The 16,111-nt window shown below is 66.0% G+C and carries 13 protein-coding genes; 8 read left to right on the top strand and 5 right to left on the bottom strand.

Annotation, left to right across the window (positions count from 1 at the left end):
• The 3 genes from pyrH to rpsB all read right to left on the bottom strand — a co-directional run bounded on the left by pyrH (position 1) and on the right by rpsB (position 2,712).
• The gene (gene pyrH / locus ACFPQ5_RS11740; RefSeq protein ID WP_379755351.1) at positions 1-717 is read right to left on the bottom strand and encodes a UMP kinase; all 717 of its coding nucleotides are present in this window, start codon (positions 715-717) and stop codon (positions 1-3) included.
• Positions 718-905: 188 nt separating this feature from the next.
• Entirely contained in the window at positions 906-1,814 is a 909-nt protein-coding gene (tsf, locus tag ACFPQ5_RS11745; RefSeq protein ID WP_379755354.1) for a translation elongation factor Ts, read from the bottom strand.
• 148 nt (positions 1,815-1,962) lie between these two features.
• The gene (rpsB, locus tag ACFPQ5_RS11750; protein ID WP_136221394.1) at positions 1,963-2,712 is read right to left on the bottom strand and encodes a 30S ribosomal protein S2; all 750 of its coding nucleotides are present in this window, start codon (positions 2,710-2,712) and stop codon (positions 1,963-1,965) included.
• A 145-nt stretch (positions 2,713-2,857) separates the two neighbouring features.
• On the opposite strand from rpsB, the gene map reads away from it, so the two are divergent.
• From map to ACFPQ5_RS11790, 8 genes are all read left to right on the top strand, one after another.
• On the top strand, positions 2,858-3,844 hold the full coding sequence (gene map, locus ACFPQ5_RS11755; protein ID WP_379760087.1) for a type I methionyl aminopeptidase: 987 nt from the start codon (positions 2,858-2,860) through the stop codon (positions 3,842-3,844).
• 6 nt (positions 3,845-3,850) lie between these two features.
• Entirely contained in the window at positions 3,851-6,430 is a 2,580-nt protein-coding gene (locus ACFPQ5_RS11760; protein ID WP_379755357.1) for a [protein-PII] uridylyltransferase, read from the top strand.
• A 33-nt stretch (positions 6,431-6,463) separates the two neighbouring features.
• Positions 6,464-7,210 carry a pseudouridine synthase gene (locus tag ACFPQ5_RS11765; protein ID WP_379755360.1) on the top strand — a complete coding sequence of 249 codons (747 nt, stop codon included), beginning with the start codon at positions 6,464-6,466 and terminating at the stop codon, positions 7,208-7,210.
• A 71-nt stretch (positions 7,211-7,281) separates the two neighbouring features.
• A complete protein-coding gene (locus ACFPQ5_RS11770) occupies positions 7,282-7,674 on the top strand; it encodes a putative quinol monooxygenase (RefSeq protein WP_379755363.1) in 393 nt (130 codons plus the stop codon).
• Between the two features lie 123 nt (positions 7,675-7,797).
• A complete protein-coding gene (locus ACFPQ5_RS11775; protein ID WP_379755366.1) occupies positions 7,798-8,649 on the top strand; it encodes a phosphate/phosphite/phosphonate ABC transporter substrate-binding protein in 852 nt (283 codons plus the stop codon).
• 14 nt (positions 8,650-8,663) lie between these two features.
• Positions 8,664-11,486 (top strand): putative bifunctional diguanylate cyclase/phosphodiesterase, encoded by a 2,823-nt coding sequence (locus ACFPQ5_RS11780; RefSeq protein WP_379755369.1) that lies wholly within the window; start codon positions 8,664-8,666, stop codon positions 11,484-11,486.
• Between the two features lie 161 nt (positions 11,487-11,647).
• Positions 11,648-13,147, top strand: a complete 1,500-nt coding sequence (locus ACFPQ5_RS11785) for a peptide MFS transporter (RefSeq protein WP_379755372.1) — start codon at positions 11,648-11,650, stop codon at positions 13,145-13,147.
• Positions 13,148-13,199: 52 nt separating this feature from the next.
• Positions 13,200-13,742, top strand: coding sequence for a GNAT family N-acetyltransferase (locus ACFPQ5_RS11790; protein WP_379755375.1), 543 nt, complete (start codon positions 13,200-13,202; stop codon positions 13,740-13,742).
• On the opposite strand, the gene ACFPQ5_RS11795 is transcribed toward ACFPQ5_RS11790, so the two are convergent.
• Entirely contained in the window at positions 13,739-15,292 is a 1,554-nt protein-coding gene (locus ACFPQ5_RS11795) for a class I adenylate-forming enzyme family protein (RefSeq protein ID WP_379755378.1), read from the bottom strand. The two genes, ACFPQ5_RS11790 and ACFPQ5_RS11795, sit on opposite strands and share 4 nt — an antisense overlap.
• 33 nt (positions 15,293-15,325) lie before the next feature.
• The gene (locus tag ACFPQ5_RS11800) at positions 15,326-16,102 is read right to left on the bottom strand and encodes a crotonase/enoyl-CoA hydratase family protein (protein ID WP_379755381.1); all 777 of its coding nucleotides are present in this window, start codon (positions 16,100-16,102) and stop codon (positions 15,326-15,328) included.
• Between the last annotated feature and the right edge of the window lie 9 nt (positions 16,103-16,111).

The following is a 16,111-nucleotide window of genomic DNA, read 5'->3' on the forward strand; positions in this document are numbered from 1 at the left end:
TTAAACGTGCACCAGGGTACCTTCGTCTTCGCCCATGATGACGCGCTTGAGCGCGCCGGGCTTGACGATCGAGAACACCTTGATCGGGAGTTTCTGGTCACGGCAGAGGGCGAACGCGGTGGCGTCCATCACCTGCAGCTGCTTCGAGATCGCCTCGTCGAAGGAGATCGACTCGTAGCGGGTGGCGCTGGCGTCCTTGGCCGGGTCGGCGGTGTAGACGCCGTCGACCTTGGTTGCCTTGAGGACGATCTGGGCGCCCACTTCGGCGCCGCGCAGGGCGGCCGCGGTGTCGGTGGTGAAGAAGGGATTGCCGGTGCCGGCGGCGAAGACGACGACCTTGCCCTCTTCCAGGTACTGCAGCGCTTTCGGGCGCACGTAGGGCTCGACCACCTGGTCGATGCCGATCGCCGACATCACGCGCGCGGTGATGCCCTTGTGGCGCATGGCGTCGGCCAGTGCCAGCGCGTTCATGACGGTGGCCAGCATGCCCATGTAGTCGGCGGTGGCGCGGTCCATGCCCTGCGCACCCGGCGCGACGCCCCGGAAGATGTTGCCGCCGCCAATCACGACCGCCAGCTCGACACCCAGCTCCGCCACTTCCGCGACGTCGGCGACCATGCGGTCGATGGTGGCGCGATTGATGCCGAACTGATCGTCGCCCATCAGCGCTTCGCCAGACAGTTTGAGGAGGACTCGTTGGTAGGCTGGTTTTGTCATGATGAAGCGCTCTCCTAAAAATGTATGGTTCGAATTCGGGTCTGGCTGCAGGCTGGGCCTGGAGCCTCATCTGCAAATGTACAGATGGCGGCGAAATCGTGTCGCCGTCGTACGGCGCGCACGCCGTACGAACCCGTCGCGTATAAAACGACGGGTTAAAAAAACGGGCCTTGCGGCCCGCTTTCACATTACTGCTTGTTGGCAGCCATCTGGGCTGCGACTTCTGCTGCGAAGTCGTCGACCTTCTTCTCGATGCCCTCGCCCACGACGTACATCGTGAACGACTTCACCGTGGTGTTGGTCGCCTTCAGCATCTGCTCGATCGACTGCTTGTCGTTCTTCACGAACGCCTGGTTCAGCAGCGACACTTCTTTCAGGTACTTCTGGACCGAACCTTCGAGGCGCTTGGCCAGGATTTCCGGCGACTGGGCCGGCTTGCCTTCGGCAGCTGCCTTGTCGGCATCTTCCTGGGCCTTCAGCTGGGCGACCGAACGCTCTTTCTCGATCAGTTCAGCAGGCACTTGCTCCGACGACAGGGCGACCGGCTTCATCGCGGCGATGTGCATCGCGACGTCCTTGCCGACTTGCTCGTCCGCGCCTTCGTATTCGACCATGACGCCAATACGGGTGCCGTGCAGGTAGGAAGCCAGCTTGCCGGTGGTGTCGAAACGCTGGAAGCGGCGCACGGTCATATTCTCACCGATTTTGCCGATCAGCGCCGAACGCAGCGCGTCGAAGGTCTGGCCGCCGGCGTCCAGTTGCGACAGGGCAGCGACGTCGGCCGGGTTCTGCTCGGCGACCAGCTTGGCTGCCAGGTTGGCCATGGCCAGGAACTCGTCGTTCTTGGCGACGAAGTCGGTTTCGCTGTTGATTTCGACCAGCGCGCCGACGTTGCCGGCGATGTAGGTCGCGACGACGCCTTCGGCGGTCACGCGCGACGATGCCTTCGATGCCTTGCCGCCCAGCTTGACGCGCAGGATCTCTTCGGCACGGCCCATGTCGCCTTCGGCTTCGGTCAGGGCCTTCTTGCATTCCATCATAGGCGCATCGGTCTTCGCGCGCAGTTCACCCACCATCGCTGCAGTAATCGCTGCCATGTTTTTCTCCCAAAATGTGTTCAGTGTCGCGTACGTCCAAATAAAACGTCCGCACGATAATTTCTTGCTAATTCGGTGTTTAAAAAAAGGGGTGCGCAGCCACGGCCCAGCACCCCTTCTTTCAGCGGACCGCAGCCCGCCTTTTCAATTACGCCTGCTCGGAGACTTCGACGAAGTCGTCGCCGCCGGCCTTGACCATCTCAACGACTTCGTTGGTGGCGTTGGCGCGGCCTTCCAGGATCGCATCGGCGACGCCGCGTGCGTACAGGGTGATGGCCTTCGACGAGTCGTCGTTGCCAGGGATCACGTGGGTGACGCCTTCTGGCGAGTGGTTGGTATCGACCACGCCGATGACCGGGATGCCCAGCTTGCCGGCTTCGGTGATGGCGCCCTTGTGGTAGCCGACGTCGACGACGAAGATCGCGTCAGGCACGCCGCCCAGTTCCTTGATACCGCCGATCGACTTCTTCAGCTTTTCCATTTCGCGCGAGAACATCAGCGCTTCTTTCTTCGACAGCTTCTCGACCGAACCGTCTTCCACTTGCGCTTCCATGTCCTTCAGGCGCTTGATCGAGGTCTTGATGGTCTTGAAGTTGGTCAGCATGCCGCCCAGCCAGCGCTGGTCGACGTAAGGAACACCAGCGCGCTGGGCTTCAGCGGCGATGATGTCGCGCGCCTGGCGCTTGGTGCCGACCATCAGGATGGTGCCGCGGTTGGCCGAGATCTGCTTGATGGTCTTCATCGCATCCTGGTACATCGCCATGGTCTTTTCCAGGTTGATGATGTGGATCTTGTTGCGATGACCGAAGATGAACGGTGCCATCTTTGGGTTCCAGAAACGGGTCTGGTGGCCGAAGTGAATACCGGCTTCCAGCATTTCGCGCATAGTAACGGACATGTAATTCTCCAGGGTTAAGTCTTGAATAACGGCCAGTTACCCGCAGTTTTCCTGGCAGGCACCCTTGTCGGCCGCATTCGCGATTTCGTTAAGATAAATAGATTACTTTGACAACATTGCTGGACCTCAGCCCAAGCAACCCGAGATTCTAGCGGGATTCGGCTCGTTTTTCAAGCGTAACAATGCATGCGGGGCGGGTGACGGGCCCAAGGCTCGGCGGGAGCCGTGGCGATCCCTTATAATGACGGCATCATGGCCTGGGCCGCGAATGTCGGACCAGCCCTCACCGAACAGATATCAATCACATATGTCCATTTCCATCAAAACTCCGGAAGAAATCGAAGGCATGCGCCTGGCCGGCCGCCTCGGCGCCGAAGTGCTCGACTACATCACGCCTTTCGTGAAACCGGGTGTCACCACCGGCGAGCTCGACCGCCTGTGTCACGAATACATGACCAACGTGCAAGGTACCGTGCCGGCGCCGCTGAACTACGCGCCGCCGGGCTACCCGCCCTTCCCGAAAGCCGTCTGCACCTCGGTCAACGACGTGATCTGCCACGGGATTCCGGGCGACAAGGTCCTGAAGAGCGGCGACGCCGTCAACATCGACGTCACCGTGATCACCAAGGATGGTTTTCATGGCGACAACAGCCGCATGTTCCTGGTCGGCGAAGCCTCGATCCTGGCGCGCCGCCTGTCGGAAGTGACCTATGAATGCATGTGGCTGGGCATCTCGAAAGTCAAACCGGGCGCCCACCTGGGCGACATCGGCCATGCGATCCAGCAGCATGCCGAAAAGAACGGCTACAGCGTGGTGCGCGAGTTCTGTGGCCACGGCATCGGCAAGGTCTTCCACGAAGAGCCGCAGGTGCTCCACTACGGCAAGCCGGGCACCCTGGAAAAGCTGGAAGCGGGCATGATCTTCACGATCGAGCCGATGATCAACGCCGGCCGCCGCGACATCAAGGAAATGCCGGATGGCTGGACCATCAAGACCAAGGACCGCAGCCTGTCGGCGCAGTGGGAACACATGATCCTCGTGACCGAGACCGGCTACGAGATCCTGACGCAGTCGGCCGGCACCCCGCCCCCGCCGGCCATCGTGGCTGCCAAAGACGCCGTCCCGGCGTAAGCGATCATGAGCGCCGCGCAGCTCGAACAGGCCCGCCCCGAACTCAAGGGCCGCCTGAAATCCGAACGGCAAGCCCTGTTCCACGCCTTCGGCCAGGACGGCAAGCCGGAAAAGCTGCTGCGCGGCCTGCGCCAGAGCGTCGACGCCATCCTCACCGAAGCCTGGCAGGCCGCGCGCCTGCCCGCCAATACGGCCCTGGTCGGCGTCGGCGGCTACGGGCGCGGCGAACTCTTCCCCTATTCCGACGTCGACCTGCTGATCCTGCTCGGCGCCCCGCCCGACGCCATCACCCAGGCCAAGCTCGAAGGCCTGGTGCAGCTGCTGTGGGACCTGGGCCTGGAGATCGGGCACAGCATCCGCACCGTGGACGAGTGCATGCAGGAATCAAGCGCCGACATTACGGTGCAGACTTCGCTGCTGGAAGCGCGCCTGGTGACCGGAGACGCCGGCCTGTTCGCGCAGCTGGAAGAGCGCTACCGCGAAGCCCTCGACCCGCAAGCCTTCTTCCAGGCCAAGACGGCGGAGATGCGCCTGCGCCACGCGAAGTACGAATACACCGCCTTTGCGCTGGAACCGAACTGCAAGGAGAGCCCCGGCGCCCTGCGCGACCTGCAGGTGATCCTGTGGGTGGCCAAGGCCGCAGGGCTCGCCAACTCCTGGGGCCAGCTCGCCACGCGCGAACTGATCACCCAGGACGAGGCGCGCCAGCTGATGGAAAAGGAACGCGCCTTCAAGGACATCCGCATCCGCCTGCACCTGCATACCAAGCGGCGCGAAGACCGCCTGCTGTTCGACGTGCAGACGGCGATCGCGGAATCCTTCGGCCTGACGGGCGATGCGCCCGGCCCCGGCGCGCGCCGGGCATCCGAATACCTGATGCAGCGCTACTACTGGGCCGCCAAGACGGTCACCCAGCTCAATACCATCCTGCTGCAGAACATCGAGGCGCGCCTGTTCCCGCAGCCGACGGTGCCGAAGCCGATCAACGCCTGCTTCAACGACGTCAACGGTTTCATCGACATCGTGCGCGACGATACCTTCGAGACGACGCCATCCTCCATCCTGTCGATTTTCGTGACCATGACCGAGCGTCCCGAGATCAAGGGGATGACGGCGCGCACCACGCGCGCGCTCTGGCACGCACGCAACCTGATCGACGAGGACTTCCGCGCCGATCCGCACAACCGCGCCAACTTCCTGCGCGTATTAAAAGCGCCGCAAGGCCTGGTGCACGCACTGCGCCGCATGAACGACTTCGGCGTGCTGGGCCGCTACCTGCCGGACTTCCGCAACATCGTCGGCCAGATGCAGCACGACCTGTTCCACGTGTACACCGTGGACCAGCACATCATGATGGTGGTGCGTAACCTGCGCCGCTTCACGATGTCCGAACACGCCCACGAATACCCCTTCTGCAGCCAGCTGGTCGCCAATTTCCGCGACCGCTGGCTGCTGTACGTGGCCGCGCTGTTCCACGACATCGCGAAAGGCCGCGGAGGCGACCACTCGGAACTGGGCAAGCATGACGCCGAGGCCTTCTGCCGCGACCACGGGCTCTCCGAGCTTGATACCGAGCTGGTAGTCTTCCTGGTCGAACAGCACCTGACCATGTCGCAGGTGGCGCAGAAGCAGGACCTGTCGGACCCGGACGTGATTCAGGCCTTTGCCGCCGTGGTAAAGGACGAGCGCCACCTGACGGCCCTCTACCTGCTGACCGTGGCCGACATCCGCGGCACCAGCCCCAAGGTGTGGAACGCCTGGAAGGCCAAGCTGCTGGAGGACTTATACCGCATCACCCTGCGCGTGCTCGGCGGCGAGCCGCATTCGGCCGATCGCGAACTGAGGATGCGCCAGCAGGAAGCGCTGGCGACCCTGCGCCTGTTCGGCCTGCCCGCGAACGCGCACGAAGCGCTGTGGGACCAGCTCGACGTGGTCTATTTCCTGCGCCACGATGCCTCCGACATCGCCTGGCAGACGCGCTGCCTGCACGACAAGATCAAGAGCACGAAACCCGTGGTCAAGGCGCGCCTGGCGCCGGCCGGCGCCGGGCTGCAGGTGGCCGTATTCGTGAAGGACCAGCCGGATTTGTTCGCGCGCATCTGCAGCTATTTCGACCGCAAGAACTTCAGCATCCTCGACGCCAAGATCCACACCACGCGCGACGGCTATGCGCTCGACAGCTTCCTCATCACCGAAGAAAACTTCGCGAAGAACTACCGCGACATCATCAGCCTGATCGAGCACGAGCTGTGCGAACTCCTGACCTCGAACGCGCCGCTGCCGCCGCCCACGCGCGGGCGCCTTTCTCGCCTGTCGCGCCACTTCCCGGTGGCGCCGAGCGTGGAACTGCGCCCCGACGAGCGCGGCCAGCACTACCTGCTGTCGATCGCCGCCAACGACCGCACCGGCCTGCTGTACGCGGTCGCCAATGTGCTGACCCGCTACCGCATCAACCTGCACACGGCGAAGATCATGACCCTGGGCGAGCGCGTCGAGGACGTGTTCCTCGTCGACGGCCCCAACCTGAACAACCCGCGCGTGCTGGTGCAGCTCGAAACCGAGCTGCTCGACGCACTGGCGATCTGAAACACACTGTCTCACTTATTAAAAGCAAAACCAATGACCGAACCGCTCCGCCTCTCCAAACGAATGTCCGAACTGGGCCTGTGCTCGCGCCGCGAAGCCGATGAATGGATCGCGCGCGGCTGGGTGCGGGTGGACGGCAAGGTCGTCTCGGAGCTGGGCAGCAAGGTACTCCCAAGCCAGCGCATCACCGTCGAGCGCCAGGCCGCGGCCGAGCAATCGAAGCGCGTCACGGTCCTGATCAACAAGCCGGTCGGCTACGTGTCGGGCCAGGCCGAGGACGGCTACACGCCGGCGGTTGCCCTGATCAAGCCGGAAAACCGCTGGGCGGACGACCCGTCGGGCGAACAGTTCCACCCGACCCAGCTGCGTTCGCTGGTGCCGGCCGGGCGCCTCGACATCGACTCGGTGGGCCTCTTGGTGCTGACCCAGGACGGCCGCATCGCCAAGCAGCTGATCGGCCAGGACACCAGCATCGACAAGGAATACCTGGTGCGCGTGGAATACACCAAGCCGGGCAAGCTGCCCGACAGCGACCTGAAAAAGCTCAACCACGGCCTGTGGATGGACGGCAAACCGCTGCTGCCGGCCAAAGTGCGCTGGCAGAACGAGGACCAGCTCAGCTTCACCCTGAAAGAGGGCAAGAAGCGGCAAATCCGCCGCATGTGCGACATGGTCGGCCTGAAGGTCGTCGGCCTGAAGCGCGTGCGTATCGGGCGCGTCAAGCTGGGCGATTTGCCGGTTGGGCAGTGGCGCTACCTGCAGCCGGACGAGCAGTTCTGACAGGGTGGCCGCACTCGCCCGCGCATGAGCATTCTGTTAAGCTTGTCGGATTGCTCATCAAGGAAGCCATCATGACCATATCCCGCCGTACCGCGCTCGGCGCACTTACCGCACTCGCCACTGCCGCGCCCGCCGGAGCGGCCGAATCCGGTCCGCCGGCAGCCGCAGGCGGCATGTACGGCGTGATCGGCAAGATGCGCGTCCAGCCGGGCCAGCGCGACGCATTGATCGCGATCCTCGCCGAGGGAACCAAGGAGATGCCCGGCTGCCTTGCCTACATGATCGCAAAGGACAAGGCGGACCCGGATGCGCTCTGGATCACGGAAACCTGGGACAGCGCCGCCAGCCACAAGGCCTCGCTGGCGCTCCCGTCGGTACGCGAGGCGATCACAAAAGGACGGCCGCTGATCGCCGGCTTCGAACGCTTCGAAACGGAGCCGGTGGCAGGCGTGAAAACGCGCTAAAACAAGTTCGCATGATGTCTTTACAACAGAGGGAAGTTGCCTTGCAGTATTAGTCGTTCCCTTCTGGTATAGTCTCGATCTTCGCGCGTCCGCGCCCGTATCCCGTTTTTCACCATCATGCGCATGTTTCGCCCAGCCGGCCTCGCCCTGCTCCTGGCCGTCCTGGCCGCCGTGGCCATTCCTGCGGTTGCTGCTACCGAGGCTCCGACCTACAATTTCTCGCCGGTCAACCAGTACAACCTGCAGGTTTCGGCCAGCTTCTGGAACCCGATCGTGCGCTACGTCTCGCAAAAAAGCGGCGTGCGCCTGAACCTGAAACTCGGCCGCACCTCGGCCGACACCACCAGCTACGTGCTCGCACGCGAAGTCGATTTCGCCTTCACCAACCATATGTTCAGCCCCGAGCGCATGAAGATGGGCTGGACCGTGTTCGGCCGGCGCGACGCGGCGCCGGTCCAGGCGCAGATCGTCGTGCCCGCCGATTCGCCCGTGCACAGCCTGGCCGAGCTGGCCGGCAGCACCGTCGTCTTTCCCGGCCCCGAAGCCCTGATCGCTTACAAGGTGCCGTATGCCCAACTGCTGCGCGACAAGGTGGCCGTCACGACCGTCTTCGCCGGTAATATGGACGCCGCCTTCACCCAGCTCTTCAGCGGACGCGCCAGGGCGGCCGGCGCCAATTCGCAGCTGGTGGAAAATTATGCCGGCCGCGAAAACAAGGCCTTCCGCGTGCTGTGGAGCTCGGCCCCCTTCAACGACCTGGCGCTGATGGCCTCCAGACGCGTGCCCCCAGGCCACCTGCGCGCCGTCGCCCAGGCCTTCCTCGGTATGGACAAGGACCCGGAGGGCCGCCGCATCCTGCAGGCCGCCGCGGAACTGGTGCACGCGCCGGAACCGGTGCGCTTCATCGCGGCGACCGACGCCGACTACGCGGCCTACCGCCAGTTCTACCAGACCGCGCCGGCGGCCTTGCGCTGATGCCGGCGCCGATATTGCGGCTCCTGCTGCGCCTCCTCCACCGGCTGCTCCCGCGTTCGCTCGTCGGCCGCGTGTTCGCCCTGTTCGCCATGAGCATGCTGGTGTTCGTCGGTGTCGGCATGGGGATGTTCTACCGCCACCAGTACCTGCAGCACATCGAGGAGACCCAGGACAGCGCCGCGACGCTGGTCGAGCTGGCGGCCCAGGCGGTCGAGGACAGCGCCCTGATCGGCGACTACGACACGGTCAAGCGCACCCTGGCGACGATGATGGAACAGTCGCCCTTCGCCAGCGCCGCCTTCATCGACGTCAACGGCGGCGCCATCCGCGTCGAGGCCGCGCACGACGCCAGCCTGGCGCCGGCGCCCGGCTGGCTGCTCGACCACGTCGGCGGCGAACTGTACGACGTCAACCGCGTGGTCGCCGCCGGCGGCAAGGACTACGGCGTGCTGCGCCTGCACTTCGACGAACGCAAGCTGGCTTCGCAATTGTGGCTGCTGCTGGTGCAGTCGACCAGCCTGGCGGCCCTGGTGCTTGCGATCAGCCTGCTGCTTGCGCGGGCCCTGCTGGCGCGCTGGCTGAAGAACCTCGACAGCCTGCGCTTCCACGGCATCGATGCCGCCATCCATCCCGACGCCCCGCTCGAGATCCAGGCCGCGATCAAGGCCATGAACCGCAGCGCCGCCAGCATGCGCGACGAATACGGCCAGCGCATCGCCGACCTGATGAATTCCCTGGTCCAGCACAAGAGCGCGCTCGACCAGGCGGCCATCGTCAGCGAAGTCGATCGCGACGGCATCGTCACCGCGGTCAACGACCAGTTCGTGCGTCAGTCGGGTTACGCGCGCGAGGAACTGGTCGGCCGGCCGCTGGCCCAGGCCGGCGGCAGCTGGGCGCCCTCGAACACGGTCTGGCGCGGCGAAGTCGCGGTGCCGGGCCGCGACGGCGAGCGCCAGTGGTACCGCACCATCGTCCCCATCCTCGATGCCGAGAACAGCATCGACAAGTACATCTGCATCGATTTCGACATCAGCGAGCGCAAGGAATTCGAGGACGCCATCGTGCGCAACGCGATGCGCCAGGGCCTGCTCGCGCGCCTGGGCCGCAAGGCGTTGGAAGCCGGCCCGCTGGTCGAGCTGTTCGAGATGGCGGCGCGCCTGGCCTGCGACGGTTTGCATGCGCGCCATGCGGCGCTGTTCGCGTTCGACGCCGATTCAGGCACCGCCTGCCTGCAGGCCTCGCGCGGCTTCCCGGCCGACACCCGCGCCGTCCCCTTCCCCTGCGGCGCAGGCCCCGAGGCCAGCGACGCCCTGGCGCGCTGGACCACCGGCCTGCTCGGCTTCGACGATGCCGGCAGCAGCATCGACGCGGTCGTGGTCTGCGCCGGCCGTCCCTTCGGCGCGCTGGCCGTGTACGGGCCCGAGACGCGCACCTTCCAGGAAGACGAAGAGGCCTTCCTCAACGGCCTCGGGAACATCCTGGCCACCGCCGTGGAGCGCGAAGAATCGCGCAAGCGCCTGACCTGGCTGGCCCAGTTCGATACCCTCACCGGCCTGCCGAACCGGCACCGCCTCGGCGTCTGCCTGGAAGCGGCGATCATCGGCGCTGCCGCCAGCCGGCGCCGCGCCGGCGTGATGTTCATCGACCTCGACCGCTTCAAGAGCGTCAACGACATGCTGGGACATGGCGCCGGCGACGAGCTGCTGGTGCAGGCCGGCGCCCGCCTGCAGGACTGCGTACGCGCCGGCGACGTGGTGGCGCGCCTGGGCGGCGACGAATTCGCGGTCGTGCTGCCGCAGCTCGGAGGGGGCAGCGTCGCCGAGGACATCGCGCGCCGCATCGTCGAGGCGCTGGCCCAGCCTTTCGTGCTGCAGGGCCAGCAGCTGTTCGTCTCGGCCAGCGTCGGCATCGCGGCGTATCCGGAGGACGGCATCGACGCCGCTACCCTGCTGAAAAGCGCCGACACGGCGATGTACAGCGCCAAGCAGAACGGCCGCAACAACTACCAGTTCTATCTCGCCGAAATGAACGCCGACGCCGCGCTGCGCCTGCAGACCGAACACCAGCTGCACCTGGCCCTCGAGCGCGGCGAGTTCGAGCTGCACTACCAGCCCAAGCTCCGGCTCGCGGCCGGCGCGCAGATGGGCAAAATCAGCGGCTTCGAGGCCCTGCTGCGCTGGCGCCATCCGGAGCGCGGCCTGGTCGCGCCTTTCGAATTCATCTCCATCCTCGAGGAAACGGGCCTGATCCTGCCGGTCGGCGAATGGGTGATCGCCGAAGTCTGCCGCCAGATCGGCGTGTGGTCCGCGCAGTACGGCAGCGTGCCGCCGGTGGCGATCAACCTGTCGGCGCGCCAGCTCGGGCACGCCGGCCTGCCGCAGGCGGTGCGCGCGATCGTCGATGCAGCCGGCGTCGACCCGGGCCTGCTCGAATTCGAACTGACCGAATCGATGCTGATGGAAGATCCGGAAGCCGCGGTGCGCATCCTCGGCGACCTCAAGTCCCAGGGCATGCGCCTGTCGGTCGACGATTTCGGCACCGGCTATTCGAGCCTGGCCTACCTGAAGCGCTTCCCGCTGGATGCGCTGAAGATCGACCGCACTTTTGTCCGCGACCTGCCGGGCGACAGCGACGATGCGGCGATTACCAAGGCGGTGATCAGCCTGGCGCACAGCCTGAACCTGAAGGTGGTGGCGGAAGGCGTGGAGACGGTCGCGCACGTGGATGCGTTGCGCGCGTATGGATGCGACGAGATCCAGGGGTATTACATCGGGAAGCCGTCGCCGGCGGCGGAGTGTTCCGCCCTACTCCAACCGGAATCGTTGGCTGCGGCATAACGTACGGCGGGCATGCCCGCCATGCGCACCTTTGACGCGATCCGGAACGCACGGGCTCCATTCCCGTGAATATTGCCTATTCCCCCGCCCTCGCGTAGCATGCAACGGCTTGCTCCTGGTCACGAGCTGGGAACGACAGTCAATATATCCAAGGAGAAAACTTGAAAACGGAAATCCTCCCGTACAGCCAGACCCGCTCGTTCGTGACCGTCTGGATGATCGAGCTGTGGGAACGCTTCGGCTACTACGGCATGCAGGCGCTGATCGTCTACTTCATGGTCCAGCGCATGGGCTTCGAAGACAGCCGCGCCAACCTGGTCTGGGGCGCCGCGGCGGCCCTGATCTACGTCGCACCGGCCATCGGCGGCTGGATCGGCGACAAGGTGCTCGGCACCAAGCGCTGCATGGTGCTGGGCGCCATGATCCTCTCGCTCGGCTACGCCCTGATGGCGGTGCCGACGACCAATACCTGGTTCCTGTTCTCGGCGCTGGGCGTGATCGTGGTCGGCAACGGCCTGTTCAAGCCGAACACCGCCAACCTGGTGCGCAAGATCTACGAAGGCGACGATTCGAAAATCGACAGCGCCTTCACCATGTACTACATGGCCGTCAACGTCGGCTCGACCTTCTCGATGCTGGCCACGCCGGCGATCAAGGATTACTTCAACGCGGCCCACGGCAGCGAAATCGGCTGGCACGTCGCCTACGGCGTCTGCAGCGTCGGCCTGATCATCGGCATCTTTACCCTCCTGATGATGCGCGCCACCATCCGCCACGTCGGCTCCCTCCCCGACGAGCGTCCCCTCGACATGGGCAAGCTGGCCATGGTGCTGGGCGGCGGCGTGGTCGCCGTCGGCGTCTCCGCCGTGATCCTGCAGTACCAGAGCATCGCCCGCGTGTTCGTGTACCTGGCCGGCGTCGTCGTGCTGGGCATCTTCGTGCACCTGATCCGCAAGAGCGAGCAGAGCGAGCGCGCCGGCCTGATCGCGGCCCTGGTGCTGACGCTGCAGACCGTGTTCTTCTTCATCTTCTACCAGCAGATGTCGACCTCGCTGTCGCTGTTCGCCCTGCGTAACGTCGACCTCGAATTCAACGTGCTGGGCGCCCACCTGTGGACCTGGTCGCCGGCCCAGTTCCAGGCCCTGAACGCGATCTGGATCATGGTCCTGAGCCCGGTCCTGGCCCTGGTCTACACCCGCGCCGGCCGCACCGGCAAGGACCTGTCGATCGCCGGCAAGTTCGCGCTCGGCTTCACGGTGGTGGCCGCCGGCTTCTTCACCTACGGCTTCGCCGGCCAGTTCGCCGTGAACGGCCTGACCTCGTCCTGGATCATGATCGCCGGCTATGGCCTGTATTCGCTGGGCGAACTGCTGGTGTCGGGCCTGGGCCTGGCCATGGTGGCGCGCTACGTGCCGGCGCGCATGGGCGGCTTCATGATGGGCGCCTATTTCGTCGCGACCGGCATCTCGCAATACCTGGGCGGCGTGGTGGCGAACCTGGCCAGCGTCCCGCAGGGCATGACCGATCCGCTGCAGACCCTGCCGATCTATACGAGCCTGTTCAACAAGCTGGGCATCGCCGCCGTGATCTGCACCCTGATCGCGCTGGCCGTGCTGCCGATGATGCGGCGCCTGACGGCGACGCACAACGCGCACCAGTAAGCGCATCACGAAGGGCCGGCGCAACGCCGGCCCTTTTTATTTGGGACTACCGATGACGATACTGACGACCGACCGCCTGCGCCTGGAGCCGATCGACGACCAGCACTTCGACGGCTTGCAGGCCATGAACCGCCTGCCGGAAGTGATGCGCTTCATTACCGGCACGCCCGAGACGCCGGAACAGACCGGCCGCATGATCGAACTGGTGAAAGGCCGCTGGGCGCAGTATGGCTTTTCGTGGTGGGCCTTCATCGAACGCGACTCGGGCCGGTTGATCGGCGCCGGCTGCATCCAGTACCTGGGCCGCGCCCCGGCCAATCCGCACGAAATCGGCTGGCGCCTGGTGCCCGACAAGTGGGGACAGGCGCTGGCGCTGGAGGCGGCACAGGCGATGGCCGGCTGGGCGTTCGAGACCTTGCGGGCGTCGCTGCTAGTCGCGGTCTGCCTGCCCGAGAATGCGAATTCGGCGCGCGTGATGCAGAAACTCGGGATGCGCTACCGCGGCGAGGAGACCTGGTACGAACGGCCGCACGCCGCCTGGGAGATCACGCGCGCGGCGTGGCTGGCGCGGCTCCCGGCAGCGGCCCAGGGCTAGCTGCGCAGCGAATCGCGCAGCGCCTTGCGGTTCATCTTGCCTACCGCGGTCTTCGGCAGGCTGCCCGCGAACAGGATGCGCCGCGGCTTCTTGTAGGAGGCGAGCGCCGCGCCGACGTGGGCAATCAGCTCCGCCTCGCTCGGCTGGTGCCCCGCCCGCAGCACCACCACCGCCGTCACGGATTCGACCCACTTCTCGTCCGGCATCCCGACCACGGCGCATTCGCGCACCGCCGGGTGGCTCAATAGCGCGTTTTCCACTTCGCTCGGATAGACGTTGTAGCCGCCGCTGATGATCATGTCCGAGGTCCGGTCCTTCAGGCGCAGGAAACCCCGTTCGTCGAACACGCCGATGTCGCGCGTGCGTACCCAGCCGCCCTCGATGAAGGTGCCGGCGTTCAGTTCCGGCGCATTGTAGTAGCCGCCGATCGCCGAGGGCGCGCGCACCGTGATCTCGCCGGGCTCTCCGGGCGCGACGTCGCGGCCCTCCTCGTCCAGCAGCCGGATCTCGACCTCGCTCGCGGGCTGGCCGCAGCTGTCGAGCAGCGCGTCGACGTGGTCCTCGGGCCGCAGCACCGTCAGGCACAGCGGCACTTCGGTCTGGCCGTAGTACTGCCAGAAGCGTTCGCGGCCCCAGGCCGCCATGGCGCGCTCGATCACGGCGCGCGGCATCGGCGAAGCGCCGTAGATGACGTACTTCAGCGAGGCGACGTCGAGAGCGGCGGCGTCCGGATGCTCGAACAGCATCTGCAGCATGGTCGGCACCAGGTTGATGGCGGTGGCGCGGTGCTGCCCGATCGCGCGCAGGAAAGCACCCGGCTCGAAGCCGGGCAGGATCACGGTGCGTCCGCCGCGCAGCCAGAAGGGCAGCACGAACACGCCGCTGGCGTGGATCAGCGAGGCCGCGTGCAGCATCACGTCGTCGGGGGTCGCATTCAGCAGGTTGTTCAGCACGTTGCGGCAGATCGCCGCGAAGGTCGACTGGGTGTGTTGGGCCGCCTTCAGCGTGCCGGTGGTGCCCGAGGTGTACAGGGTCAGCACGACGTCGTCCGGATCGATCGCGATGCGCGGCGGCTCGCTCGGGAAGGCGTCGAGGTGCCCCAGGAAATCGGGGGAATCCGCGCCGCTCGCGCCGATGCCGAAGCAGCGCAGGCCCGGCACCGCCTTGGCCAGGGCCGTGGCCTGTTCGCCCAGGCCCGGACCGAAGACCAGACAGCTGCAATCGGCTTCCTGCAGCATGCGCGTGTGCTCGGCCAGCGACAACCGGGTATTCAAGGGCACGCGGTTCATGCCCGCCTTCACGCAGGCGAAATCGACCGGCACGCTGTACAACCCGTTATTCAGCAGCAGGCCGATGCGGCTGCGCTGCGGCGTCAGCCCGAGCAGGGCGTGGGCCAGGCGGCTGCTGACGGCGTCGACCTCGGCAAACGTCATGCTCTCGTCGCCGAAGACGATCGCGGTCCGCGGCCCGTGCTGCAGCGCGCCGCGCCGGATCAGTTCGCGGTAGCTCGGGCCTTGGGCCCGGCCGGTCTGCTTCGCTTTCACTTGCATCGCTGTCTCCTCTCTATGTGGATGTCGACCCCGTCAGGCCGGGTAACTACCGTGGCGCCCCGCGCCCGCCACGAATTCGCCGGCGCCGGCCAGCCCTTCGGCAAACACGACCGGCGTGCCGCGCACGCCTTCCTGGCGCAGGGCCTCGGCAAGCGGCAAGTCCCACTGCGCATAGGCCGAGCTGCGGTCGGCCAGCATGCAGGTCTGCGGGAAGGCGGCAATGGCATGCGCCAGTTCGCAGGCGCGGTCGAGCGCCTTGCCGGGCGCGGCGAGATAGTTCACCAGGCCCATGGCGAGCGCCTCGGAGGCGCCCACCGGGCGGCCGGTGAGGATCATGTCGAGCGCGCGCCCCATGCCGACCACGCGCGGCAGGCGCACCGTGCCGCCGTCGATCAGGGGCACGCCCCAGCGCCGGCAGAACACGCCGAACACCGCCTCTTCTTCCGCCACGCGCAGGTCGGCCAGCAGCGCCAGTTCGAGGCCGCCGGCGACGGCGTAGCCGCTCACCGCCGCGATCAGGGGCTTGGACAGCGCCATGCGCGTCGGCCCCATCGGACCGCCGCCCCCGCCGCAGGGATCGAGTTCGTTGCGCAGGGCCGGATTGCCGACCGCGGCGAGATCGGCGCCGGCGCAGAAGTTGCCGCCCGCGCCGGACAGCACCGCCACGCGCAGCGCCGGGTCGCGCTCGAAGCGCTCGAAGGCGGCGCGCAGTGCGACCGCGGTGGGGCCGTCGACGGCGTTGCGGCAGTCGGGTCGGTTGATCGTGATCGCGCAGACCGCGCCATCGGTCGTGAACAGGATGTCTTTCATTGCTTTCCC

It is taken from the genome of Massilia suwonensis (genome assembly GCF_042655665.1).
GTDB classification, from domain to species: domain Bacteria; phylum Pseudomonadota; class Gammaproteobacteria; order Burkholderiales; family Burkholderiaceae_D; genus Telluria; species Telluria suwonensis.

Coding starts and splice junctions, on each gene's coding strand:
- pyrH (WP_379755351.1), bottom strand. CDS start 717: ATGACAAAACCAGCCTACCAACGAGTCCTCCTCAAACTGTCTGGCGAA.
- tsf (WP_379755354.1), bottom strand. CDS start 1,814: ATGGCAGCGATTACTGCAGCGATGGTGGGTGAACTGCGCGCGAAGACC.
- rpsB (WP_136221394.1), bottom strand. CDS start 2,712: ATGTCCGTTACTATGCGCGAAATGCTGGAAGCCGGTATTCACTTCGGC.
- ACFPQ5_RS11760 (WP_379755357.1), top strand. CDS start 3,851: ATGAGCGCCGCGCAGCTCGAACAGGCCCGCCCCGAACTCAAGGGCCGC.
- ACFPQ5_RS11765 (WP_379755360.1), top strand. CDS start 6,464: ATGACCGAACCGCTCCGCCTCTCCAAACGAATGTCCGAACTGGGCCTG.
- ACFPQ5_RS11770 (WP_379755363.1), top strand. CDS start 7,282: ATGACCATATCCCGCCGTACCGCGCTCGGCGCACTTACCGCACTCGCC.
- ACFPQ5_RS11775 (WP_379755366.1), top strand. CDS start 7,798: ATGTTTCGCCCAGCCGGCCTCGCCCTGCTCCTGGCCGTCCTGGCCGCC.
- ACFPQ5_RS11790 (WP_379755375.1), top strand. CDS start 13,200: ATGACGATACTGACGACCGACCGCCTGCGCCTGGAGCCGATCGACGAC.
- ACFPQ5_RS11795 (WP_379755378.1), bottom strand. CDS start 15,292: ATGCAAGTGAAAGCGAAGCAGACCGGCCGGGCCCAAGGCCCGAGCTAC.
- ACFPQ5_RS11800 (WP_379755381.1), bottom strand. CDS start 16,102: ATGAAAGACATCCTGTTCACGACCGATGGCGCGGTCTGCGCGATCACG.